This window comes from Micromonospora sp. LOL_021, assembly GCF_048060215.1.
In the GTDB taxonomy this organism is placed as follows: Bacteria; Actinomycetota; Actinomycetes; order Mycobacteriales; family Micromonosporaceae; genus Micromonospora_E.
On the sequence record NZ_JBHMIN010000023.1, the window covers coordinates 57,619 to 80,794 of the forward strand.

Annotated in this window: 19 protein-coding genes and 1 tRNA gene; 6 read left to right on the forward strand and 14 right to left on the reverse strand. The window is 69.9% G+C overall.

Annotated elements, in window-relative coordinates; genetic code table 11:
• The 3 genes from ACFHWT_RS16775 to ACFHWT_RS16785 all read right to left on the reverse strand — a co-directional run bounded on the left by ACFHWT_RS16775 (nt 1) and on the right by ACFHWT_RS16785 (nt 1,620).
• On the reverse strand, nt 1-258 hold the full coding sequence (locus ACFHWT_RS16775) for a hypothetical protein (protein ID WP_416595587.1): 258 nt from the start codon (nt 256-258) through the stop codon (nt 1-3).
• A gap of 20 nt (nt 259-278) precedes the next feature.
• Nucleotides 279-572 carry a hypothetical protein gene (locus ACFHWT_RS16780; RefSeq protein ID WP_416595588.1) on the reverse strand — a complete coding sequence of 98 codons (294 nt, stop codon included), beginning with the start codon at nt 570-572 and terminating at the stop codon, nt 279-281.
• Nucleotides 573-855: 283 nt separating this feature from the next.
• Complete coding sequence (locus tag ACFHWT_RS16785; protein ID WP_416595589.1) at nt 856-1,620, reverse strand: GntR family transcriptional regulator; 765 nt, start codon at nt 1,618-1,620, stop codon at nt 856-858.
• A gap of 51 nt (nt 1,621-1,671) precedes the next feature.
• Between ACFHWT_RS16785 and ACFHWT_RS16790 the strand changes: the two genes are divergently transcribed.
• On the forward strand, nt 1,672-2,130 hold the full coding sequence (locus ACFHWT_RS16790) for an NUDIX hydrolase (RefSeq protein ID WP_416595590.1): 459 nt from the start codon (nt 1,672-1,674) through the stop codon (nt 2,128-2,130).
• An 84-nt stretch (nt 2,131-2,214) separates the two neighbouring features.
• On the opposite strand, the gene ACFHWT_RS16795 is transcribed toward ACFHWT_RS16790, so the two are convergent.
• Both ACFHWT_RS16795 and ACFHWT_RS16800 read right to left on the reverse strand, forming a co-directional pair.
• The gene (locus ACFHWT_RS16795; RefSeq protein WP_416595591.1) at nt 2,215-2,520 is read right to left on the reverse strand and encodes a hypothetical protein; all 306 of its coding nucleotides are present in this window, start codon (nt 2,518-2,520) and stop codon (nt 2,215-2,217) included.
• Nucleotides 2,521-3,299: 779 nt separating this feature from the next.
• A complete protein-coding gene (locus tag ACFHWT_RS16800) occupies nt 3,300-4,070 on the reverse strand; it encodes a phosphatase PAP2 family protein (protein WP_416595592.1) in 771 nt (256 codons plus the stop codon).
• Between the two features lie 150 nt (nt 4,071-4,220).
• Between ACFHWT_RS16800 and ACFHWT_RS16805 the strand changes: the two genes are divergently transcribed.
• On the forward strand, nt 4,221-5,441 hold the full coding sequence (locus ACFHWT_RS16805; RefSeq protein WP_278171829.1) for a DUF4032 domain-containing protein: 1,221 nt from the start codon (nt 4,221-4,223) through the stop codon (nt 5,439-5,441).
• A gap of 42 nt (nt 5,442-5,483) precedes the next feature.
• Here the strand turns inward: ACFHWT_RS16805 and ACFHWT_RS16810 are convergent, their stop codons facing one another.
• On the reverse strand, nt 5,484-7,235 hold the full coding sequence (locus ACFHWT_RS16810; protein ID WP_416595593.1) for an NAD-binding protein: 1,752 nt from the start codon (nt 7,233-7,235) through the stop codon (nt 5,484-5,486).
• Nucleotides 7,236-7,369: 134 nt separating this feature from the next.
• Here ACFHWT_RS16810 and ACFHWT_RS16815 point away from each other — a divergent pair, with 134 nt between their 5' ends.
• Nucleotides 7,370-8,938 carry an FAD-dependent oxidoreductase gene (locus tag ACFHWT_RS16815; RefSeq protein WP_416595594.1) on the forward strand — a complete coding sequence of 523 codons (1,569 nt, stop codon included), beginning with the start codon at nt 7,370-7,372 and terminating at the stop codon, nt 8,936-8,938.
• Between the two features lie 31 nt (nt 8,939-8,969).
• Here the strand turns inward: ACFHWT_RS16815 and ACFHWT_RS16820 are convergent, their stop codons facing one another.
• Nucleotides 8,970-9,674, reverse strand: a complete 705-nt coding sequence (locus ACFHWT_RS16820; protein ID WP_416595595.1) for a hypothetical protein — start codon at nt 9,672-9,674, stop codon at nt 8,970-8,972.
• 481 nt (nt 9,675-10,155) lie between these two features.
• On the opposite strand from ACFHWT_RS16820, the gene ACFHWT_RS16825 reads away from it, so the two are divergent.
• Nucleotides 10,156-11,355 carry a Fic family protein gene (locus ACFHWT_RS16825; protein ID WP_416595596.1) on the forward strand — a complete coding sequence of 400 codons (1,200 nt, stop codon included), beginning with the start codon at nt 10,156-10,158 and terminating at the stop codon, nt 11,353-11,355.
• Between the two features lie 264 nt (nt 11,356-11,619).
• On the opposite strand, the gene ACFHWT_RS16830 is transcribed toward ACFHWT_RS16825, so the two are convergent.
• Nucleotides 11,620-11,696, reverse strand: a tRNA-Thr gene (locus ACFHWT_RS16830).
• A 361-nt stretch (nt 11,697-12,057) separates the two neighbouring features.
• Here ACFHWT_RS16830 and ACFHWT_RS16835 point away from each other — a divergent pair.
• Entirely contained in the window at nt 12,058-13,149 is a 1,092-nt protein-coding gene (locus ACFHWT_RS16835) for an ABC transporter ATP-binding protein (RefSeq protein WP_416595597.1), read from the forward strand.
• A 201-nt stretch (nt 13,150-13,350) separates the two neighbouring features.
• Here ACFHWT_RS16835 and ACFHWT_RS16840 read toward each other — a convergent pair whose 3' ends face one another.
• The 6 genes from ACFHWT_RS16840 to ACFHWT_RS16865 all read right to left on the reverse strand — a co-directional run bounded on the left by ACFHWT_RS16840 (nt 13,351) and on the right by ACFHWT_RS16865 (nt 21,854).
• Nucleotides 13,351-14,703 carry a pectate lyase family protein gene (locus ACFHWT_RS16840; protein WP_416595620.1) on the reverse strand — a complete coding sequence of 451 codons (1,353 nt, stop codon included), beginning with the start codon at nt 14,701-14,703 and terminating at the stop codon, nt 13,351-13,353.
• A 245-nt stretch (nt 14,704-14,948) separates the two neighbouring features.
• On the reverse strand, nt 14,949-16,133 hold the full coding sequence (locus ACFHWT_RS16845; RefSeq protein ID WP_416595598.1) for a Gfo/Idh/MocA family protein: 1,185 nt from the start codon (nt 16,131-16,133) through the stop codon (nt 14,949-14,951).
• Nucleotides 16,134-16,164: 31 nt separating this feature from the next.
• Complete coding sequence (locus ACFHWT_RS16850; protein WP_416595599.1) at nt 16,165-17,691, reverse strand: mannitol dehydrogenase family protein; 1,527 nt, start codon at nt 17,689-17,691, stop codon at nt 16,165-16,167.
• Nucleotides 17,682-18,992, reverse strand: coding sequence for an enolase C-terminal domain-like protein (locus tag ACFHWT_RS16855; RefSeq protein WP_416595600.1), 1,311 nt, complete (start codon nt 18,990-18,992; stop codon nt 17,682-17,684). The genes ACFHWT_RS16850 and ACFHWT_RS16855 overlap by 10 nt, the downstream gene beginning before the upstream one ends.
• A complete protein-coding gene (gene uxaC, locus ACFHWT_RS16860) occupies nt 18,989-20,482 on the reverse strand; it encodes a glucuronate isomerase (RefSeq protein ID WP_416595601.1) in 1,494 nt (497 codons plus the stop codon). Before uxaC ends, ACFHWT_RS16855 begins: the two co-directional genes overlap by 4 nt.
• A 43-nt stretch (nt 20,483-20,525) precedes the next feature.
• Nucleotides 20,526-21,854, reverse strand: a complete 1,329-nt coding sequence (locus ACFHWT_RS16865; RefSeq protein ID WP_416595602.1) for a Gfo/Idh/MocA family protein — start codon at nt 21,852-21,854, stop codon at nt 20,526-20,528.
• 270 nt (nt 21,855-22,124) lie between these two features.
• On the opposite strand from ACFHWT_RS16865, the gene ACFHWT_RS16870 reads away from it, so the two are divergent.
• Nucleotides 22,125-23,159 (forward strand): LacI family DNA-binding transcriptional regulator, encoded by a 1,035-nt coding sequence (locus ACFHWT_RS16870; protein WP_416595603.1) that lies wholly within the window; start codon nt 22,125-22,127, stop codon nt 23,157-23,159.
• Nucleotides 23,160-23,176: the final 17 nt, after the last annotated feature.

Genomic DNA, 23,176 nt, shown 5'->3' on the forward strand with positions numbered 1-23,176 from the left:
TTACCGGCTGGTCAGGATGCTGGTGGGCGGTAGTCGATAGCCGAGTTGCTGACCGTAGGTCATCAGGGGGCGCAGGGTCGGCAGCAGGGTGGTGGTCTCCGATCGCCAGTGGTGTCCCCGGTTGCCGTCGAGTCGGCGGTGCCGGGCGGATGTCGTCTGCCGCAGCCGTAGCGCGTGCAGTCGCCGGGAAGCCGTAGACCGACCGGAACGCCAGTCGAGCCAGCGCAGCCACCAGTCACGCAGTACGTCGATGATCACTTCTTCTCCTTGGTCAATAGTCAGGTCGCGGCACGTTTGGGCAGCCGGTAGAGTCCGTGACGCTGGACGAAGATCTCCCGCCGTTCGGTGGCGTTGCCGTGGCGGTCAAGCACGTAGCCGGTGAGCCAGATCCAGCCGTCGTACGTCCATTTCCGATCCACCGCGATCACCCGGAATCGGATGCTGCGGTCGTCGGCGAACTGGACGCTCGCCTCCCGCCCGATCAGCAGCACATCTCCTGGGCTCGGTTCCGGGGTCCGGAGCAGCCGGTTGTTCACCGGGTCACCCGTCGCCACATGGCCTTTCCACGCCATCGGCGCCTCGCTCCATCGGCCAGGTGGCGCATCCGCAGCTGGGGCACCATCTGGACTTCACTCGGAACGACCACAGCCCGGCGCAGAAGCCGAGCAGCGCCGCCCCGACCATCGCGCCGATCTCCACCATCAGGCTTCCGAATTGGTTGGGTTCACAATGGACCTCCTGTTCAGGGCGCACCCCCTGCGGGCGACAACTCGAAGCATCAAGCACTCAAATACATGTGTACACGAGTCTACGTAGGCGGTCAACGATGTCTCGCACGTCGTCCAATTTCTACCGTTAAGCCGGAAAAGAGTAGAAGAGCACGAATGCGGCGCTGTCCAGCACCGTGTCGCAGACCTCGACAGGCCTACCGGACGCCACTGCTGTCCGTACGAGGTGCAAAACCGGCGACCCGGCGGGCAACGCGAGAATCCTTGCCTCTTCCTCAGTGGGCATCCGTGCGGTTGTCTCCTCGTCGTACCGCTCGAAGACGAAGCCCTGGTCCTCCATGCGGGCGTAGATACCGCCAGGACCAGGGTTCGGCTCCGCGATCGGGGTACCGGCACCGATATCCGTCGGAATGTAGGACGTGGCGTACTCGATGGGTTGACCCTCGGCCAGGTACCGGCGGCGCCGGACCACCACCTCACTGCCGCGTGGGAGCCCTAGCCGATCCAGCACCTCAATCGGGGCTTGACCAGTCCCGACGTGCAGCACTTCGACACTGAACCTGCGCTGGTTCGCCTCCATATCGACGGTGAAAGCCGCTTTGCCTTCCTTCCGCCGGGCAAACCGATCCGACGAGAGCCGCTTGACCGGCGGCCGACGCCGGACGAACCAGCCTTTACCGTGCTCGGCAACTACCAGACCGTCCGTAACGAGAACCGACAACGCCCTGCGCGCGGTCACCCTGCTGACCCCGTAGTCGTTGACCAGGGTGCTCTCCGAGGGAAGCTGTGCGCCCGGTGCGAGATCATGCCGCTCGATCGCCTCGCGGAGATGGTCCGCGATCTGCCGGTAGACCGCTCGGTCACTGGCAGGGTCGATCTTGCGGATGCTCATCGTAAGACTCCAGGAGGTATACATGTGTCGACAACATGTTAACCTGCGTCCATGACCGATGCCACCGGCAGCCCGAGACACTCCGTCAGCGTCGCTGCCGTGATCGTCGATTCAGCCGGGCACGTGCTGGTAACGCAACGCCGCGACAACGCCCACTGGGAACCACCCGGCGGGGTGCTCGAACTTGAGGAATCCGTGCTGGACGGCGTACGCCGCGAGGTCTGGGAGGAGACAGGGCTTGTCGTCGAGCCGACTCGACTCACCGGCGTCTACAAGAACATGTCCCGTGGCATCGTCGCGCTGATGTTCCGCGCCGAGGTCACCGGGGGCACTCTCTCGACCTCCGACGAGACGAGCCAAATCGACTGGTGGACACCCGAAACGGTGACGAAGCGGATGGACCCTGCCTACGCAGTCCGGGTGCTCGACGCGCTGCGGGAGGACGGCCCGGCCGTCCGCGCCCACGATGGTGTTGCGCTTCTTACCGGTGTTGCCGCCCTGCCCCGCTGATTCCTGGAACGGCCGCCAGCAGTTGGATGCCATGCGGCTGCGCATCGATCACGGCTACGAGAGACTCTCGAAGCCGTACATCGGTTAGGACACCGCGAGCCGATCCGTGGTCCGCCCGACGGCTTCCAGCAGTGTCGGTCTGGCCCGTACCCAGAACCTGGTGACCAGGTGATCCGGACCGTATCGTTGCTCGATTTCCGCCAGGCGGTCCAGAACGGCGACGTCGTGGCCGTCCGGGCCGGTCGTCATGTCCGCGTACCAGAGGGCATCAGCGGTCAGCGGCTGTTCCTGCGGGAACCCTGCGGCCAGCTCGTCCCGAAGGCCGCGTTCCTCCGCCTCGAACAGCGCGCACGAGTGGTGAGCCACCAGCGCGGCCACGCGGTCGGACACCCCGATACGACGTAGCCACCGCCCCGCCGTTCAGAGCGTGCAGGCCGGTATCGGCCACCCCGGGGGCGTACCCGACATCGTGCAGCCACGCGGTGGTGTGGGCCGGCCGCCGGCCGGGGCGCGGCGTGGCCGAGGGGGGTGGATGCCCCCTATCGCTTCTCGCGGTGCAGAGAGGGAGGCCCCGAGACGGTGATCTTGACTCGTCCTCCGCAGTGGGCTACCCGGAAACCGGTGTGGAGGTGCCAAGTGGCCTGCTGTCTCGATCCAAAAGAAAACCCGGCCCCTCTAGGGGAACCGGGTGGTACGTCCGCTAGCAAGCGCTCCGCAAGAGCCCGGACGTCGAGCCAGCGCCAGCCGGGAGTTCCCTGTCCGCACAGCCCTCTTCCACCGTAGTAGAGGTTGTACCCATCGACATACACACCAACGCGCACCGGCGAACGCTACCAGTAACGAGCATGGACTTTCGACTCTGCGGTGCCCGTTGCGTGCCCGATCGGTCGGCTAGCAGAGGTCAAGACGATGCCCCGTAGTGAAGGCGCCTACCCCGATCGTAGGCGATCAAGTACAGACAAAAGAGCCGGACGGAGTGTGCAGAGCTTGTAAAGCGAGATGTCGCCGCTTCGAGCCCGGCCAAGGGCTCCACGCGGAAGCGACAGGCCCGACATACCCCGGAGCGTACGGCGCCGTCCCTAGACGTCCCGCCAACGGTGCAGGTCAGGGGCCAGGTAAGGCGTGCAGCCCGCAACTCGACTCGGCACCGAACAGCGAGGGCTTACTGGTTAGGAGAGCCCGGCGGGGCGGTCCAGGCCGCCGCGCACCCACGGCAGCCGTACGGTGTCCCACGGCACCCGCTGCAGCAGGCGCAGCAGCAGCCAGCCGAGCAGCAGGCCGGCGACCGAGTCGGTCAACCAGTGGTAGCCGAGGTAGACCGTGCTGCAGAACAGGACCGCCGCCGGCAGCAAGCGCAGCGCCAGGTAGCCGGGGAACGGCCGCCGGGCCGGGACCTGCCGGCCGTACGACCGCAGCAGACCGGTGATCAGCAGGGCGATCACCGCGTACCAGACGATCGCGTTGACGACGTGCCCGGACGGGTACGCCATCGCCGGGGTGGCCTCGGTGAACAGCCGCTCCGGGAACGGGTCGTCGATGTCGTGCGGGTAGCCCCGGGGCAGCAGCACCTTCATCGCGCCGACGCTGAGGTAGGTCGCCACCACCGCGCCGAGCACCGGCAGCAGCGGGCGCACCGAACGGGCCCGCCGGGCCAGCCAGAGCGCCAGTACGGTGGAGACCGGGATCAGCACCTGGCCGCCCTGGCCGAGATAGTTGAGCACCCGGGCCACCCAGTAGGCCACCGGCGGCCGGTGCGCGTCGACCCAGTCCCGTACCGCCAGGTCGGTGTCGAGGAACACCCCGGCGGCGAGCGCCCCGGTCAGCCCGGCCAGCGCGGCCAGCAGCACCGCGTCGAACCACCAGCCGGCCGGCGTCGGCCCGGACCGGCGCGGCGCGTCGGCCAGCGGCGCGGACGGGCAGGTGGCGGTCGGCTCGGGCACGCCGGCCAGGTTACCGAACCGGCGCGGTGACGATGTCGTGTCGGGGCGGCGACAGCTTGACGGCGGGACCACCACGAACACCCTGAATATGGATCAAATCAACAGTGTTAGCCGAGCCACGGCAGGCGGCATCGCGGCGTCGTACCCGTCATGCTTGATCCCGTGCGGATCACCTCGGCCCTTGTGGACCCGGCGCTGCTCGACCTGCCCTGGTCGACACCGCTGGAGCAGTGGCCTGCCGACCACCTGGTGGCGCTGCCGCAGGGCATCTCCCGGCACGTCGTCCGGTTCGTCAAACTCGCCGGCACCGTGTACGCCGTGAAGGAGACCGGCGAACGGGTCGCCGAACGCGAGTACGACCTGCTGCGCGCCCTGGAGCGGATCGACTTCCCGGCCGTCGAAGCGGTGGCGATCGTCGCCGACCGCACCGACGCCGACGGCGAACCGCTCGACCCGGTGCTGATCACCCGGCATCTGCAGTTCTCGCTGCCGTACCGGGCGCTGTTCTCCAACCAGCTGCGCCCGGAGACCCTGGCCCGGCTGCTCGACGCGCTCGCCGCGCTGATCGTCCGGATGCACCTGACCGGCTTCTTCTGGGGTGACTGCTCGCTGTCCAACACGCTGTTCCGCCGCGACGCCGGTGCGTTCGCCGCGTACCTGGTCGACGCCGAGACCGGCGCACTGCGGCCGGCCCTGTCCAACGGGCAACGCGGCGAGGACCTGGAGATCGCCCGGGTGAACATCTTCGGCGAGGCCCTCGACCTGCAGGCCGCCGGCCTGCTGCACGAGTCGATCGACCCGGAGACCGTCGCCGACGAGGTGGTCGCCCGCTACGAACGGCTGTGGCATGAGATCACCTACGAGCAGCACATCGAACGGGAGTCCCGGCACGACATCGAACGGCGGATCCGCCGGCTCAACGAGCTCGGCTTCGACGTCGCCGAGGTGGCGATGTCGGTCGTCGACCGCGGCTCCTACCTGGTCCGGCCGAAGGTGGTCGACGCCGGCTACCACAGCCGGCGGCTGCTGCGGCTGACCGGCCTCGACGCCGAGGAGAACCAGGCCCGCCGGCTGCTCAACGACCTCGACGCGCACCGGGCGGAGAGCGACCTGACCGACGAGCAGCAGGCGGCGCACCGCTGGCTGACCGAGGTCTTCGAGCCGGTGGTCCGGGCGGTCCCGGCCCACCTACGCCGCAAGGTCGAGCCGTCGGAGCTGTTCGCCCAGGTCATCGAACACCGGTGGCGGCTGTCCGAGGAGGCCGGCCGCGACGTCGGGCTGGCCCCGGCGGTCCAGTCGTTCCTGGCCGACGTGCTGGTGCACTACCCGGACGAGCAGGCGGTGCTCGGCACCGAGGTGCCGGCCGCCTGACCCGGCGTCGCCGGGGCGGACCGGGGCGCCACGGGGCACGGGTCAAGTCGCCGGCTCGGCCTCGTCGACCGGTTCGGTGGCCTGCTTGAGCAGCCAGCTCAGCCCGGACCGGCGGGCCACCACGGTGATCCGGTCCCGGGCCCGCAGCCGGAAACCCGACGCCGGCAGCCAGACCGGTCCGGGCTCGCCGAACTGCGCGAACGCGATCACCCGTACGCCCGGATTGTCGCCGGCGGCGGCGAGCGACCCGCCGTCCAGCGCCGACCCGGCGGCGACGATCACCTCGGCGACCAGCAGCACGTGCCGGGCCACCGGAATGGTCGCGATCACCTCGCGGTCCATCAGCGCGGCAGCGAAGGCCGGCGCCGCCAGGTACGACACGCTGCGGGATATGCCGATGTTGAAGGTGCGCTGGATCCGGCTGGCGAAATCCCCGTCGAACAGCCGCAGCACGACGTGCACGTCGCTGTGGATCTCCCGGGCGTACAGCGCCGCCTGCAGGTTCGTCACGTCGTCGGTGGAGACGATCACCAGCGCCCGGCAGGTCGCCACCGAGGCGGCGCGCAGCGTCTCCTCCTGGGAGCCGTCGCCGACGATCAACGGGACGCCCAGCTCCCGCGCAACCGGCACGCCCCGCGCGTCCGGGTCCTTGTCGACCCCGACCACCTCGACTCCGAGGTCGTGCAGCTGCCACATCACCCGGGTGCCGACGTTGCCGAGCCCGACGACCACGACATGCTCGGTCCGCTCCGGCCGGGTCTGCCGGTCGGCGATCGCCAGTCGGGCGTTCACCAGCCCGTCCACCACGGCGGCGGTGAGCAGCGGGATCAACGCCAGCCCGGCCAGGCTGAGCACCACCTGCATCACCTGTTCGGCGGCCGACTGGTTTGGGTCCGGATCGGCGCCGCTGAGCGTCATCACCACGGTCAGGTAGACCGCCTCGGCGACGCTCACCTCCGCGACACGCGACAGCAGCGTGCCGAAGACCACCACCACCGCCAGTACGCCGAGCGTGGCCATCCCGATCTTGCGGGTGGCGAAGGACCGCAACGCCCGTACCGGGTCCCGCCACAGCCGGGCGCGCTGGCGGGCGCGGACGATCCGTCGGGCCGCCCGTACCGGCGTCAGCTGGCTGCCGGCCGCCTCGGCCAGCACCAGATCGGCGTTGTGCTGGTCGGCCGGCAGCACCCGGGGGCGGCCGGCGTCGCTCAGGTCGGCCAGCCCGCAGATGACGTGGTCGGGGCGGACCTCGTCGCGCTGCGCCACGTGCAGCGTCCGGCCGCCGTGGCGGAAGTGGGTCGGCGACACCACCCCGAGGGCGGCCGCGACAAAGGCCGGTGCCGCCATCGACGCGTCGGACAGCACCTCGCAGTCGGCGAACAGCCGCTTCACCCGGCTGCCCAGCCGGGTGTTGAACATTCGCATCACCACCCGCAGGTCGGGCTCGACCTCCTGGGCGCACAGCGCGGCATTGATGTTGCCGACGTCGTCCTGGTTGAGCAGCGCCAATCCGCGCGCGCCGGCCAGGCCGGCGCTGCGGAACGTCTGCTCGGTGAGCCGGTCGGCCCGCAGCAGCCGGATCCCTTTGATCGACCGCATGTCCGGCCCGTCCGGGCGGGGCCGGGTCGGCACGATGACCGTCACCGTGGCGGCCGCCGCCACCAGTTCGCCGACCAGCCGGTAGGCCAGCGGATCGTGCCCGCAGACGACGTAGTGCGGCCGGTTCTCGCCGTTGCTGCGCAGCCGACCCCCGACGGCGCGGCGAGCGCGGTCACGCCACGGGTCGACAGCCATGACCGGATGGTAGCCACCGGCGGCACGCGCGAGGTGACCGCAAAGTCGCCTCCCTGGCGGACCGGACCGGCACACTGGACCCGGCACCCGGCACCCGGCATCCGGCGCATCACCGCAGACGCAAGGAGGAGCTCTTGGGACTGTCCCGAACGGTCGGCCGGCTCTTCGGCGTACGGTCCGAGCTGGTCCGGGCGGATCCGGCCGGCACCGACCGGGTGGCCGCCGGCACCGACGCGCTGGTCGTCGGCGGTGGCATCGCCGGCATGTGCGCGGCGATCGTCCTGGCCGAACGCGGCGTACGGGTCACCGTGCTGGAAGGTGCCGCTCAGCTCGGCGGACGGCTGGCCGCCTGGCCGGAGACGCTGGCCGACGGCACGGTCCAGCCGGTCGACCACGGTTTTCACGCGTTCTTCCGCCAGTACTACAACTGGCGGGCGATCCTGCGCCGGGCCGACCCGACGCTTGGCATGCTGCGGCCGGTCGACGGCTATCCGGTGTGGTCGGCGCAGTGGCCGCCGGAGGAGTTCGGCCGGCTGCCGACCACACCACCGCTGAACCTGCTGGCGCTGTTGCTGCGCAGCCCGAGCCTGCGGCTGCGCGAACTGCGCGAGATGGACCGTCGGGCGGCGATGCCGCTGCTGGCCTACGATCCGGATCGGACGTACGCCGAGCTCGACCGGCGGAGCGCCGCCGAGCTGCTGGACTCGCTGCGGCTGCCGGACCGGGCCCGCGCCATGCTGTTCGAGGTCTTCTCCCACTCGTTCTTCAACCATGAGCGGGAGATGTCCGCCGCCGAGCTGGTGGCCAACTTCCACTTCTACTTCCTGGGTAATCCGGAAGGGCTCGGCTTCGACGCGCCGGAGCAGGACTACGACGCCGCGATCTGGCAGCCGCTGCACGAACATCTGCGCCGGCACGGCGGCCGGGTGGTCACCGGCGACGCGGTGCAGACCGTCGTCCCCCGGCGGGCCAACGGTTGGCAGGTGCGGTGCGCCTCCGGAGCCGCGCACACCGCCCGGTACGTGGTGCTGGCCGTCGACCCGCCGGCGCTGCGCACACTGCTGGCCGACTCCCCCCGGCTGGCCGAGGCGGCGCCGACGTTGGCCGACCGGGTGGGCACGCTGGTCGACGCTCCGCCGTACGCGGTGGCCCGGCTCTGGTTGGGCGGCGACGTCGCACCCGACCGGCCGGTGTTCAGCGGGGTCTCCCGCCAGCCGACCCTGGACTCGGTCACCCTCTACCACCGGCTGGAACGTCAGGCGCGGCAGTGGGCGCAACGCAGCCGGGGCGCGGTGCTCGAACTCCACGCGTACGCCTGCCCGGAGCGGGTGCCGGCCGACGTGCTGGCCGAACGGATGCGGGCCGAGTTGGCGTCGCTGTGGCCGGAGGTGGCCGGCCTGCCGGTGTTGGAGTCACGGGCGCGGGTCGCGGCGCAGGCCCCGGCGTTTCCGCCCGGGGCGGCGGCCGGGCGGCCCGGCGTGGTCACCGACGCGGACGGGTTGTTCCTGGCCGGCGACGGGATCGACACCGACCTGCCGAGCGCACTGATGGAACGGGCGGCGGTGACCGGAATCCTGGCCGCGAACCACATCCTGCGTCGGGAGGGCGCGGCCACCGAGCCGCTGCGGACGATCCGCCGGTACGGGCTGTTGGCGCGGGCGCCGCACTCGTCGGCCCCGCCCGGCGCCGACCCGCCGCAGTAGCTGCGGCCGGCCGGCGTCGGGCAGGTGTCCGTCAGCTGGTCTGCTCGACCGCGTCGCGGATCTCGACGAGCGAGCCGGCGGCTTCCTCGCCGGTGCTGAAGTAGAACACGTACATCACCAGCGCGCCGCGGCTCGCCCAGACGCAGACCCCGCCGGGGATGCCTTCCAGGTCGGCGTCGCCGCACCGCGCCGACCCGCCCTTCGGACCGGCGTCGACGTCGGTGACGTTGGTCATCCCGAGTCCCGTGGCGTCGCCTTCGGTGGCGTCGGCGAGCTCCTGGTCCGGGTCGGCCATCACGCCGGAGACGCCGGCGATCATCACCAGGTTCTCCTGCTCGATGTCGCCGTAGAAGGCGCCGATGCTGCTGGTCGACTCGGGCACGTCGGCGGCCAGCCCGGTGGCCACCTCGTCGGCGAGGCCCTGGAAGGTCGGGTCGGTGTTCAGCTCACGGCCGGCGAGGGTGTCCGGGGCGACCAGCCGGGTCTGGGTCGCTTCGATGACCTCCCCGACGGTGTCCCGGACGAGGAAGAAGGTCACGGCCGCGCCGCCGAGGCAGAGCACCAGCACGGCGGCGACGACGATCAGGATGATCGGGCCTGCCTTGGACTTCTTGGGCGGCGGGGCCATCGGAACGCCGGGCTGGTTGGCGTAGGCGGGCCCGGGAGCGGCTCCAGCCGGCGGCACCGGCTGCCCGGCGGGCGCGCCCGGGTACTGCGGCTGAGAGGGGTCAGACATGTTCTACCTACTTCTGATGAGGGCCCCGTGACTCCTGACCGGCAGGCGGCTCGGAGCTTTCCTGGCAACCCGCTGTACGCGGGGCCGGCCGATCGTAACGGGGGGCGGCGACAACTGAGTCGCCCGGCAGGAAGCGGCCGGGTGGATTCACCGCCGAACCGTTACCCGGGCAGGAGGCGCCCCGCGTCGGCCAGAGCCGGCGGCCACTGGGGTACGCGAGCCTCGCACCCCACCAGTCACCAGAAGCAGCTCGATACGCACTTAGCGTCACCACCTTGGGACGGAAGTGCCGGCCAGTGCGCCGCTGGAGCCTTCGGCCAGAGCACGGTAACGAACCATGATCACATCAGCCACGAGAGCATGTCACACATCGGCCGATTGAGTGCAACGCCGCCGCTTCACGTTGCCGTTTACTGACACGAGCCGGCCAGGCATGTCACACATCGGCCCGATGTATGACAACTCAAGATACACTAGCGCCGTGGACCAAGAGATGTTCACCTCAAGAGCCCCTGGCGACCTAGTCCAGATTCGCGGGGTCGACCCCCGCCATGGCGAATGGACGCACGTGGCGTTCGTGCCGGACCCCCTACCCAAGCTTCCCCCTGCCCTCTCAGCTCGGACCTACCGGGTCGTAGCCGACGCTCGTGCGGCACTTGCCGCGCTGGACAGCACGGCCAGGCGGCTTCCAAACCCCCGGATATTTCGGCTGCCAGCACTACGAGCCGAAGCTCAAAGCACATCCGCGCTGGAGGGCACTTACGCGCCATTGAGCGAGATTCTCATCGCCGACGAGGAGCGCCCGGAAAATCTCGATGTACGCGAGATCTTGAACTATGTAAACATGGGCGACTCAGCCTTCCGCTGGATTGAGGAAGGCCGGCCGATATCGGTTGGAATGCTGGAGGAGATGCAGGCGCTGCTAGTGCGAGGAACCCCCGGCGAAACGGGAGCCTCTGGGGCGATCAGAAGTCACCAGGTGGTGATCGGTCAGCGCAAGGGCATCCCCCGAAACACGCCACCGGTACATGCAGCTCGCTTCATTCCTTCCCCTCCAGGAATTGATCTCAGGGCAAGACTTCAAGACCTTCCCTACTGGATGACAGATAGCCAAGTGCTGGAGGAAGTAGATCCGGTTGTAGCAGCAGCAATTGCTCACTATCAGTTTGAAACACTACACCCTTTTCATGACGGAAACGGCAGAATCGGGCGATTCCTCATCGTTGCACACCTGCTGAAACAGGGGGTTCTTCTTGAACCCACACTCACCGTCTCCCCTTGGTTCGAGGCTAGGCGTACCGAATACTACGATCACCTTCTTGCAGTCAGCACAAACGGCGATTGGGATGCCTATGTAAACTTCTTCGCAGCCGGCCTTGAGTCTTCCGCAAACATGACTCACCAAAAAATGCTTGAACTCGTCGAGGCGCGTGAACGCATGAAGGAGGTAATCAGAAATTCGACACTCAGAGCAGACACTGCCCACGCGCTCGTCGATTTTGCGATCGCGCATATCGCATTCACGGTCAGATTGGTACAAAAAGAAATTGGAATATCTTACGGCCGCGCAAACGTCTTGGTACAACAACTGGTTGACCTCGGCATATTGGCCCCGCTAGCATCAAACCACACGACTCGTCGATTCTATGCACCGGACGCATTCTCGGTACTTGTAGACTAGAAGAAACATTATTGGGTTGCCTGTTGATTCTCGCCTGGAAGGTGGCCTCGAGTGTTAGAGGTACAGCACACCTGCACGCGCCGTGCGGCGCAACCGTCCGGGCAAGCACGCACCGGGTCCGCTCAAGTCCGCCAAGGCCAACCCGCACCCACCGTACGTGTCTCGTTACGGGCCACCACCGTGCCGGTCAGCCCAGCTCTGCTGTCACGGTTGCCACCACGGCGTCCCGCCGTGCGTCGCACGGCGGGACCTGCGCGTCGGCGCTGGAGCCCCCGGCCGGGCTCGAACCGGCGACATCTCGCTTACAAGGCGAGTGCTCTGGCCAACTGAGCTACAGGGGCAGCGTTCGTTCAGCGTCAGCATAGCCACTGACGTGGCGATACCGCCGCATCGGCCGGTCTGTCCGATCGATCTTTCCCGTTCTGCGTACGGTGTCCGTCGCTCCGGCGGTCGCCATGGACCTTCGACCGAGCACGACGAGCAGTGGCATACCCCACCCCAGTGTCCGCTTTGACTGCTTATCGGAGGTAGTTGCGGGCCGTCCCGGTCTTGGCAGCCAGGCAAATCCCGTTTACCGTGGCGTGACACGCGCGACACGTCGCCCTGGCGGCTGCGGGTACGCGTGGGCCGGCGCTCTGAGCGCCGGTCGCTCCTTCACTCGGATCGTCCGGCACGTTCCTGCCGGTGAAAGGAAGCATGACCATGGCTACGGTCACCTACGACCAGGCGTCCCGCATCTACGCGGGCACCGAGCGACCCGCTGTCAACAAGCTCGACCTCGAGATCGGCGACGGCGAGTTCCTCGTACTGGTCGGCCCCTCCGGTTGCGGTAAGTCCACCAGCCTGCGGATGCTCGCCGGTCTGGAGGACGTCGACGAGGGTCGCATCCTCATCGACGACCGCGACGTCACCCACCTGCCGCCCAAGGCCCGCGACATCGCGATGGTCTTCCAGAACTACGCGCTCTACCCGCACATGACGGTGTACGAGAACATGGCCTTCGCGCTGAAGCTGCGCCGGACCTCGAAGTCGGAGATCGACCGCCGGGTCAAGGAAGCCGCCGCTCTGCTGCAGCTGGAGGAGTACCTCAACCGCAAGCCGAAGGCGCTCTCCGGTGGTCAGCGCCAGCGGGTTGCGATGGGCCGGGCGATCGTCCGGGAGCCGCAGGTCTTCCTGATGGACGAGCCGCTGTCGAACCTCGACGCGAAGCTGCGGGTGCAGACCCGTACCCAGATCGCCTCGCTGCAGGCCAAGCTGGGGGTCACCACCGTCTACGTCACCCACGACCAGGTCGAGGCGATGACGATGGGCCATCGGGTGGCGGTGCTGCTCGACGGCGTACTGCAGCAGGTCGACACCCCGCGGAACCTGTACGACGTACCGGCGAACGTCTTCGTCGCCGGTTTCATGGGCTCCCCCGCCATGAACATCAAGACCGTCCCGCTGACCGATCAGGGCGGGGTCTTCGCCGAGATGACCGTCGAGCTGACCCGCGAGCAGGTCGAGGCGGCCAAGGCCGACGGCGGCGGCGATCGGGTCACCGTCGGGTTCCGTCCCGAGGACTGCGACCTGGTCGGTGCTTCCGAGGGCGGCATGCCGATGTCGGTCGAGCTGGTCGAGGACCTCGGTTCGGACGCCAACGTCTACGGCTACGCGACGCTCGACGGCAGTTCGGAGCGGTTCGTGGTGCGGACCGACCGCCGGCACATGCCGCGGATGAACGACACCGTGTTCGTCCGACCCCGGCCGGGCCAGCACCACGCCTTCCACGCCGCCAACGGCCAGCGGCTCTGATCGACCGCCGCCCCGGCTGACTAATTCGAAGGGTCGGCCTCCCCAGTGGGGAGGCCGACCCTTCGACGTTTCCGAGTGGTACGCCGCGCCAACCGGTCCGTGGCGGCAGGGCGGTGCAAGGGGTGGGCCGGCGGGCGTCTCGCCGACCCACCCCGCTTGTGACACCGGCCGGGCGGGACAGACCGGCAGCTTGCCAGTCGGTCAGACCGGCAGCTTGCCGGCGCCGGCGGTGAGTCGGGTGTAGATCGGGACGACTGCGGCGGGCAGCACCGGCCCGTGCCGCAACGTCGGGGTCCAGCCCGCGTCGTCGCCCAGGTCCGGGTCGTTCGCCGCGTTGTACGCGTCGAGCAGGCTGGCCGGGCGCAGCGGCCGGTGGCCCTGCCCGACCCAACTGCCCTGCTCGGTCAGTACGGTGCCGCCCCAGTCGTAGAGCAGGTCTGCGGTGTCGATCCCGGAGCCCAGCCGGAACGAGTTGTTCTCCAGGTACGGCGCGCCCTGCACGCCCACTCCGACGGCGTACTGGAAACCGTCGCCGGACAGGTCGTAGTGGTTGTTGTAGACGTCGACCTGTCCGAACCGGATCCGGGGCAGCCGTTGCAGGCTGCCGTCGAAGACGTTGTGGTGCAGGGTGACGTTGAGCCGGCCGACGTCCGGGCCGACGGTGTTCGACGAGCCGATCAGCATGACCTTGTCCCGGCCGTCGAACCGGTTGTACGACACCGTCACCAGGCTGGCGGTGTGGGTGATGTCGAGCGCCCCGTCGTGCACCTGCAGCGGCCGGCCGAAGTAGACCGGCTGGGCGCTGTCCGGGTTGTCGCCGTCGGTGAAGGTGTTGTGGTCGACCCAGACGTTTTCCGAGCGACGCACCGACATCAGGTCGAACTGGGAGTTCCAGTTGCCGGCGTCGCCGTCATCCGGCGACCAGGCGGGAAAGCAGTCGTACGCGTCGTCGAAGACGATGTTGCGGACGATGACGTTCCGCACGCTGTCCACCATCAGGGTCAGGTTCTCCAGCCGGGCTCCGCGCAGCCCGACGATGGTGGTGTTGGCTCCGACGTTGATCTGGGTGTACCGGGTCTGGTTGGTGACCGACCGTCGACGGGCGTCCTCCAGCGGGCCGCTCGGGTCGTTCTCGTATCCCCAGACGGCCGGGTCGTAGGTGACCAGGAACTCGTCGAAGTCGTATTCGGGGTCGGCGAGGTCGGCGCAGGTCAGTAGGTTGCCGTCCGGGCCTTCGAAGCCGTTGACCGTGCCCTTGACGTAGATGATCTTCGGGGTGTCGTTGTTCCGGTTGGTGGCGTTGTCGCCGCCGAGGGCGTCGATCAACTCGGCACGGCTGTCGACCACGTGGACGTTGTCGCGGCTGGCCGCCGACCCTCCGGTGGTGCCGGAACCGGCGGCCGCCCAGCCGTCGCCCGGCGGCAGCGCCTGGCGGCCCAGCGACCGGGCTGGCCAGGACAGCCGGTCGGAGTCGGTGTCCCGGCCGGCGGCGGCCGGTGCCGGCAGTACCGCCACGAGCGCGATTCCAGCAACAGCTGCAGTCAATCTCCTCAGTCGCATTACCACACTCCGCACACATTGTTCGGATTAGATCACGTAACACTCATGCAATCTTCCTGAACCCAAACGATAAATTTCATCATGAAATGTGTCAATGCAGATTGTTTGCAGATTGTTTGCAGCGCATTTGGGCGAGTCCTATTCACTCGACATCAATTTGCCGAGCGTACGGCTGATCTGTCCGACTTCGCGACACCGGCGGCAACCGCCGATTTGCAGTATGTTTTCCGCTGCCCCGGTCAGCGGCCCACCACCCCCTGCGCCAGCCGGGTCCGGTACGGCCGGACCGCCCACGGCACCTCCTGCTCGGAGAAGAGCGCCAGCTCGGCGGCGCCGCGCCGGACGACCGCGTTCACCCCCTCGATCGTCAGCACCCGGTCCGCACCCGCCACCCCGGTCGCGACCGTCCGGTCCGGACCGAGCAATCCCGGCTCCGGAGCGGCCTGCACCACCTCCAGCAGCGCGGTGAACGCCTCGGTCCGGGCCAGCGGGGCGATCAGCGGTACGCCGGCCGGGTCCCGCCGGTGTGCCAGCAGGTTCTCCAGCAGTCCGGTCCGCCCCGGCACCGGCCGCATCGCCGGCCCGCCGGGCAGCCGCAGCCGGTCCGTCGGATACTCCAGCACCGCTGTGCCGGCGGTGCCGTGCACCAGCACCTCACCGGGGATGAACTCCTCCCCGGCCAGGGTCACCGCGACCACGATCGCCAACCCCGAATCCAGGGTGATCCGCATCGACGCGGTGTCGTCCACCTCGATCGGACGGACCCGGTAGCGTTCCAGCTCGACCAGCACCGGCGGGCTGGGATCCACCGCCGCCGCCACCGCCAGGCACTGCATGGTGGCGTGCGCCAACGGGTTGGCCAGCGCGCCGTCCAACGACGGGCGGCCGTCGACGGTACGCCGCCCGGCCCACGGCGACCGCCGGTAGTAGGCGTCGTCGCGCTGCCAGGAGGCGACCGTCGAAATCCCGGTGACCGTACCGAGCCGACCGCCGGTTGCCGCTGCGGTCAGCTCGGCCAGCGCCGCCGACCCGAGCGCCTGGAAACCGACCTGGCAGACCCGGCCGTACTCGGCCAGCGCCGCAGCCAGCCGCCGGTGTTCGTCCAGCGACAGCACCGGCGGCTTCTCCAGCAGCAGGTCCGCGCCGGCGGCCAGCGCGTCCAGGGCGATCGGCAGATGGGTGTACGGCGGCGTGCAGATCACCACCACGTCCGGCCGGGTCTCCGCCAGCATCCGCCGGTGGTCGGTGCCGACCTGCACCCCGTCCGGGACCGGAGCGTCGGGGGCCGGCTCGACCGGCCGTACGTCGACCAGACCGACCAGGCGCAGTTCGCCGGCGGCGTGCAGCGGGGCGATCTGCCGCCGGTGCCACCGGCCGTGCCCGTTGGCACCGATCAGGGCCACCCGGGGCGCGGTGCTCGTCACGTCGGGAACCTCCACCTGTCGACGACCGCCGTCAGCCAGCCGCGCCGGTCAGCGCGCCGACCACCCCGTGCCGGTCCAGCGCGGTCAGCCAGGTCGTGATCATCTCGCGGACCTCCGGGTCGGCGGCCAGCTCCGGCGGAAACACCTCGGTGAGCCCGAGCAGCGCGGCCACCACGCCCGCCGGGGTGCCGCCGGAGTCGGCCAGCGCCGCCCGGATCTGCCCGGCGAGCGGGTCGTCCAACGGCAGCTCGGTCCCGTCGTCGGCCCGCCCCTGCGCGAACCGCATCCAGGCGGCGACCACCAGCGCCGACCAGTACGGCCGGTCGCCGGCCGCCCGCCGGTCGGCGATGGTGTGCAGCACCCGCTGCGGCAGCTTCTGCGAGCCGTCCATCGCCACCTGGATGGTGCGGTGCCGGATCGCCGGGTTGGCGAACCGCTCCAGCACCGACTCGCCGTACTCGACGACCGACACCCCGTCCGGCGGGGTGAAGCTGGTCGCGACGTCCTCGGCGATCATCCGGCGCAGTACGGCGGGCAGGCCGGGGACGCCGGCCAGCGCCTCGGCGATGGTGTCGTGCCCGGCCAGCGCCCCGAGGTAGGCGATGGCCGAGTGCACCCCGTTGAGCCCGCGCAGTTTGAGCCGCTCCCACGGGCCGGCGTCACCGGTCAGCACCGCCCCGGCGGTTTGCCAGGCCGGCCGGCCACCGGGGAAGTCGTCCTCGATCACCCACTGTGTGTACGGTTCCCCGGCGATCGCCGCCAGGTCGGTGACGCCGAGCGCGGCCCGGGCGGTGGCCAGGGTCTGCGCGGTGGCGGCCGGCACGATCCGGTCGACCATGGTGCCGGGGAAGGTGACATTGGCGGGCACCCAGTCGGCGGTCGCGTCGGGCACCTTCGCGTACGCCAGGGCCTCGGTGACCAGGCCGCGTAGCCGGCGTCCGTTCGACGGCAGGTTGTCGCAGCTGACCAGGGCCAGCGGGCCGGCGTCGGCGGCGGCGCGGGCGACCAGCCCGCGTAGCAGCAGGCCCGGCACGGTCGTCGGCGCCCGGTCGGTGGTCAGGTCGGCGGCGACCGCCTCGTCCGGCCGCAGCCGGCCGGTCACCGGGTCCAGCTGGTACGCCTTCTCCGTCACGGTCAGCGTGACCACCCGGATCGCCGGGTCGGCCAGCAGGGCCACGACCGCCGCCGGGTCGCTGGCGGCGTGCCGGATCCCGGTGAGGGCGCCGACCACCCGGGTCCGCGCCGCGGCGGCGGACAGCGTGGTGACGCTGAACAGGCAGTCCTGGTCGGTGAGCCGCCGCACCACGTCGATGTTGCGCGGCGCGACGCCGACGATGCCCCAGTCACCGCCGGCGGTGGCGACCGCCTGCTCGGTGTAGACCGCCTGGTGGGCCCGGTGGAACGCACCGAGTCCGAGGTGGACGATACCGGCGGCGACGTCGCCGGGGCGGACCAGCGGTCGGCTGTCCGCCGGCACCCGGTCGAGGGTGCCCAGCCCGAGCAGCGCGGCGTCGCCGCCGAGGCCCACCGACGCCGCCGGGTCGCCGTTCACCGCCATACCGGGCCGTCCGGGAAGGAGAACTCGGCGATCGACTCAGGCTTCATGGTGGCGCTGTAGCCGGGCTGGTCGGGCACCAGGTAGCGGCCGCTCCGGGTACGGACCGGGTCGACGAAGTGTTCGTGCAGGTGGTCGACGTACTCGACCATCCGACCGTCCAGCGAGGTGCCGACCCGCAGGTAGTCGAAGATCGCCAGGTGCTGCACGTACTCGCAGAGACCGACGCCGCCGGCGTGCGGGCAGATCGGTACGCCGAACTTGGCGGCCATCAGGATCACCGACAACACCTCGTTGACCCCGGCGATGCGGCACGCGTCGATCTGGCAGACCCGGATCGCCTCGGCCTGCATCAGCTGCTTGAAGATCACCCGGTTGGCGGCGACCTCGCCGGTGGCGACCCGGCAGCGCCCGTCGGACAGTTCGGTGACGGCGGCGGCGATCCGGGCATGGCCGAGCACGTCGTCGGCGTGCGTCGGCTCCTCGATCCAGTACGGGTCGACCTCGACCAGCCGGCCCATGTTGGCGATCGCCTCGTCGACGTCCCACACCTGGTTGGCGTCCATCATCAGCAGCGCGTCCGGGCCGATCTCGGCGCGGATGATCCGGGCCCGGCGTACGTCGTCGTCGATCGGGCCGCCGACCTTCATCTTCATCGCCCGCCAGCCGTCGGCGTACGCCGCCCGGGTCAACGCCCGGACCTTGTCGTCGGGGTAGCCGAGCCAGCCGACCGAGGTGGTGTACGACGGGAAGCCGTCGCGCTGCAGCTCGGCGAGCCGGTCGGCCTGACCGGTCAGCCCTTTGTCCAGGATGGCGGCGGCCTCGTCCGGCGTGATCGCGTCGCTGATGTGGTGGAAGTCGATGTTGGCGACGAGTTCGTCGGTCGGCATCTCGGCGAGCAGCCGCCACAGCGGCTTGCCCGCCAGTTTGGCCCGCAGGTCCCAGACGGCGTTGACCAGCGCACCGGACGCCATGTGGATGACGCCCTTCTCCGGGCCGAGCCAGCGCAGCTGCACGTCGGCGGTGAGTGACCGCCAGAAGGCGACCGGTTCGGCGACGATGCCGGCGACGGTCCGGCCGGTGACGTGGTGGGCCAACGCGCGTACCGCCGCGCAGGTGATCTCGTTGCCGCGGCCGTTGGTGAAGGTGAAGCCGGCGCCGAAGACCCCGTCCGGCGAGTCGGTGCGCAACTCGACGTAGGTGGCCGAGTAGTCGCCCCGGTTGATCGCGTCCGAGCCGTCGCCGGCGGCGGCGGTCGGGAACCGGACGTCGTGCACGTCGACGCCGGTGATGGTGACACTCATCGCAGCTTCTCCCCGATCTTGAAGACCCGCTTGGGCAGCCGGTACGCCAGGTCGACGATGGTCTCGGCGGCCTCGTCGAGGCCGAGCCGGTGCTCGGCGACGAGCCGGGCGAGGAAGCCGGCGTCGATCCGGCGGGCCACGTCGTGGCGGGCCGGGATGGAGCAGAACGCCCGGGTGTCGTCGACGAAGCCGGCGGTGTTGTAGAAGCCGGCGGTCTCGGTGACCGCCTCCCGGAACCGGCGCAGCACTTCCGGGGAGTCCAGGAACCACCAGGGCGCGCCCAGGTAGAGGGCGGCGTACCCGCCGGCGAGCGGGGCCAGCTCCCGGGTGAAGGTGTACTCGTCGAGGGTGTAGACGACGATCCGCAGCCGCGGGTCGTTGCCGTACGCGTCAAGCAGCGCGGTCAGCGCGTGCAGGTACTCGGTGGCCTGCGGGATGTCGCCGCCGACGTCGCGGCCGTGGGTGGCGTACAGCCACTTGTTGTGGTTGCGCACCGAGCCGGGGTGCAGCTGCATCACCAGGCCGTCCTCGATGGACATCCGGGCGAACTCGACCAGCATGTGCGCCCGGAACGCCTCGGCGTCGGCGGCCGTCGCCGCGCCGCGCAGCCCTCGGTCGTACAGCTCGGCGGCCTCCCGCTGGTCCAGCCGCAGGGTGAGCGCGGTCGGGTGGCCGTGGTCGGAGCTGGTCGCCCCAGCGGCGACGAACGCCTGCCGGCGGGCCCGCAGCGCGTCGAGGTAGCCGGCGTACGTGCCGGTGTCGGAGCCGGTGATCGCGCCGAGCGCGGCGACGTTGTCGGACCAGCCGTCAAACTCGAAGTCGACGACGTTGTCCGGCCGGAACGTGGTGATCACCCGCCCGCCGGGGCCGCCCCAGCCGTCCGCGGCCAGCTTGGCGTGCCGGCCGAGGTCGTCCAGGGGTGACTCGGTGGTGGCCAGCACCTCGATGTTGAAGCGCTCGAACAGCGCCCGGGGCCGGTACGCCGGTTCGGCCAACCGTGCCGCGATGGTGTCGTAGACCTCGTCGGCGGTGTCCGGGCCGAGGACGGCGTCCACCCCGAACACCTCGGCGAAGGTCTTCTCCAGCCACAGTCGCGATGGGGTGCCCCGGAACAGGTGCCAGTTGGCGGCCAGCCGACGCCAGATGGCCCGCCCGTCGGCCTCGGTGGCGTAGTCGCCGTCGCCGGCCGGCGGCCGGGCCCGGACCCCGGGTCGGGTCGGTACGCCGAGTTCGCCGGGTGGGATGCCCTGGCTGAGCAGCATCCGGGTGACGTAGTGGTCCGGTACGACGAGCAGCCGCGCCGGGTCCGGGAACGGCTCGTCGTCGGCCAGCAGCGCCGGGTCGACGTGGCCGTGCGGCGAGATGACCGGCAGGTCCCGGGCGTGCGCGTACAGCTCGCGGGCGATGGCGCGCTGGGTGGGTTCGGCCGGGAACAGCTGGTCGGCCAGCGGGCCGGCGTTCGCGGATGCCGGATCGGGTTGAGAGGACACGGAAGCAGGCTCCTCGCGGGTACGGGGGTCGGGTGGTTGCCGGTCAGTCGACGGTGAGCAGGTCGGCCACCCGGACCGGCTGGCCGGTCTCGAAGGACCGGTTGGCGGCCAGCCCGGTGAGCAGCGCGAGCGCACCGTCGCGGGCGGTGGCGGCCCGGCCCATCGGGTCGGTCTCGCCGCCGAACAGCACGGCGGTCATCTTGGCGTCCGCGCCGCCGTGCCCGGACCGGGTGTAGCCGGCGACGGGCACCTGCCGGGGCTGCTCCCAGAACGGCCGGACGGTGATCTTGGCCCAGCCCTCCTCGACCGCGGCCTGGACGCCGTGCAGCGCGGCGCCCTTGAGTTCGCCGGCGGCGTACGGGCTGACGAAGTCGCTTTCCACCACCTCCAGCTCGAGCCGACCCCTGCTGCCATTGAACATCACCCGGTAGCCCTCCCAGGGGGCGTACGCGGTGAGGTGGTACGTCATCGTGGCCCCGGTGGAGTAGCTGGCCAGCACCGACATGTCGTCCTCGATGGTCACGCCGGGGGCGAAGACGTTCTGGTCACGGTGGTAGCCGTCCTCGGCCTCGGCCTCCAGATAGAGTGCGCGCAGCCGGGGGTGGGCGGCCAACTGCAGGGCGAACGGGTCGCCGGCGGCGGCGACCTCGCCGTGTGCCCGGTCGTAGTCGCGGGCGTAGCCGTGGCGGCGGCCGGGCTCGCCGTAGAAGAACAGCCGGCCGGCCGCGTAGACCTGCACCGGGACCGCGTTCAGCCACCAGTTGACCAGGTCGAAGTGGTGGCTGGCCTTGTGCACCATCAGGCCGCCGGAGATGGCCTTGTCGCGGTGCCAGCGGCGGAAGTAGTCGGCACCATGGCGCACGTCGAGCAGCCACTCGAAGTGCACCGAGCCGATCTCGCCGATCTCGCCGTCGGCGAGCACCTGGCGGACCCGTTCGTGCAGCGGGTTGTACCGGTAGTTGAAGGCGACCCGTACGGTGCGCCCGGTCCGTGCCACCGCGTCGAGGATCCGCTGGCAGCGGGGCACATCCACGGTCATCGGCTTCTCGGTGATCACGTCGCAGCCGGCGTCCAGGGCGGCGACGATGTACTCGTCGTGCACCCGGTCTACGGTGGTGACCAGAACGACGTCCACCCGTTCCTTGCTCAGCATGGTCACGAACTCGCTGGCCGGGTAGGTGGGCACTGCGTCGCGACCGAGCTCCTCCAGCCAGGCGTTGTGCGCGTCCATCCGGGCCTGGTTGCTGTCGGCGAAGGCGACGAGTTCGGTGCTGTACCGGTAGTCGAGGACCAGGGACCGGACGAACATCTCGGCGCGGGCGCCGGTGCCGACGAGCGCGTAGCGCAGCCGCCGATTGGGTTCTGGGGACATCCTGCTCCGCCTCCGGGTTTGCTGCAAAGGTTTGCAGCAAAAGCTGCCATGAGACGGACACCTTCGTCAATGCCCGGGAACCATTTCGCCCGGTTTAAGGGGTTACGCGAGGTTTAGAACACCTGACATGACCACGGCCGCAACAAATCTGCAATCGAAGACCGTTGACACCTGAGCAACCGTTTGCATTAATTGGCGAACCAACGTGACCCCAGCCACACCGGTCGCCGCCCCCTACCGGACGGCGACCACATCGATGAAGGACGACGCGTGCCAGCCACCATTCGAGACGTCGCACGGGCCTGCGGAGTGCACATCTCCACCGTGTCCCGTACGTTCTCGGCACCGCACCTGGTCAACCCGGAGACCCGCAGCCGGGTGCTGGCCTGCGCGGAGCATCTCGGCTACCGCCCCAACCGGGCGGCCCGCGCGCTGATCACCGGCCGGACCCACAACATCGGGCTGATCGTCGCCGACATCGCCAACCCGTTCTTCCCGCCCCTGATCAAGGCGGCGGAAAGCCAGGCCCGGCACCGCGATTACCACATCTTCGTCACCGACACGAACGAAGACCCGGCGGTCGAGGAGGAGTTGGTCCACGCCCTCGCCAAGCAGGTCGACGGAGTGCTGCTGTGCAGCCCTCGGATGAGCAACAGCCTGATCGAGCAGCTCAGCCGGGACGTACCGCTGGTGGTGATCAACCGGCAGGTGACCGGCCTGCCGAACGTGGTGATCGACGTCGGCCAGGGTGCCCGGCTCGCCGTCGAGCACCTGATCGGCCTCGGCCACCGGCGGATCGCGCTGCTCGGCGGCCCGCGCGGATCGTGGACCAACCGGGAGATCCGGCGGACCGCCACCTCGGCGGCCCGCTCGGCGGACGTCACGTTGACCGTGATCGGCCCCAACCCGCCCACCGAGGGCGGCGGCATCGCCGCGGCGGAACAGGTCCGCCGGGCAGAGGTGACCGCCGTGCTCGCCTACAACGATCTGATGGCGATCGGCCTGATCGAAGGGCTCGACGCACACGGGGTCGCGGTGCCCCGGGACATCAGCGTGGTCGGCATCGACGACATCGCGCTGAGCCGGCTCACCCGACCCAAATTGACGACGGTGGCCACACCGAACGCGGCCGCCGGTCGGGCGGCCGTCGACATGCTTCTCCAGCATGGCGACGACCGTCGCACCACCGCCCAGGTAACGCTGCAGACCGAGTTGGTCATCCGCGACTCGACGGGCCCGGGGCCGCACCGCCATGCGGACCCGGGCGACGCGGCTGCCGCCGCGCCGGCCGATGTCGCCTCCTAACCCCAAGGAGTGAGCGC

What these genes read in the sequence shown, in the direction of transcription:
- ACFHWT_RS16780 (WP_416595588.1), bottom strand. Translation starts at nt 572, where the DNA reads ATGGCGTGGAAAGGCCATGTGGCGACGGGTGACCCGGTGAACAACCGG.
- ACFHWT_RS16850 (WP_416595599.1), bottom strand. Translation starts at nt 17,691, where the DNA reads ATGGCGGTGAACGGCGACCCGGCGGCGTCGGTGGGCCTCGGCGGCGAC.
- ACFHWT_RS16810 (WP_416595593.1), bottom strand. Translation starts at nt 7,235, where the DNA reads ATGGCTGTCGACCCGTGGCGTGACCGCGCTCGCCGCGCCGTCGGGGGT.
- ACFHWT_RS16785 (WP_416595589.1), bottom strand. Translation starts at nt 1,620, where the DNA reads ATGAGCATCCGCAAGATCGACCCTGCCAGTGACCGAGCGGTCTACCGG.
- ACFHWT_RS16835 (WP_416595597.1), top strand. Translation starts at nt 12,058, where the DNA reads ATGGCTACGGTCACCTACGACCAGGCGTCCCGCATCTACGCGGGCACC.
- ACFHWT_RS16855 (WP_416595600.1), bottom strand. Translation starts at nt 18,992, where the DNA reads ATGAGTGTCACCATCACCGGCGTCGACGTGCACGACGTCCGGTTCCCG.
- ACFHWT_RS16805 (WP_278171829.1), top strand. Translation starts at nt 4,221, where the DNA reads ATGCTTGATCCCGTGCGGATCACCTCGGCCCTTGTGGACCCGGCGCTG.
- ACFHWT_RS16865 (WP_416595602.1), bottom strand. Translation starts at nt 21,854, where the DNA reads ATGTCCCCAGAACCCAATCGGCGGCTGCGCTACGCGCTCGTCGGCACC.
- ACFHWT_RS16790 (WP_416595590.1), top strand. Translation starts at nt 1,672, where the DNA reads ATGACCGATGCCACCGGCAGCCCGAGACACTCCGTCAGCGTCGCTGCC.
- ACFHWT_RS16820 (WP_416595595.1), bottom strand. Translation starts at nt 9,674, where the DNA reads ATGTCTGACCCCTCTCAGCCGCAGTACCCGGGCGCGCCCGCCGGGCAG.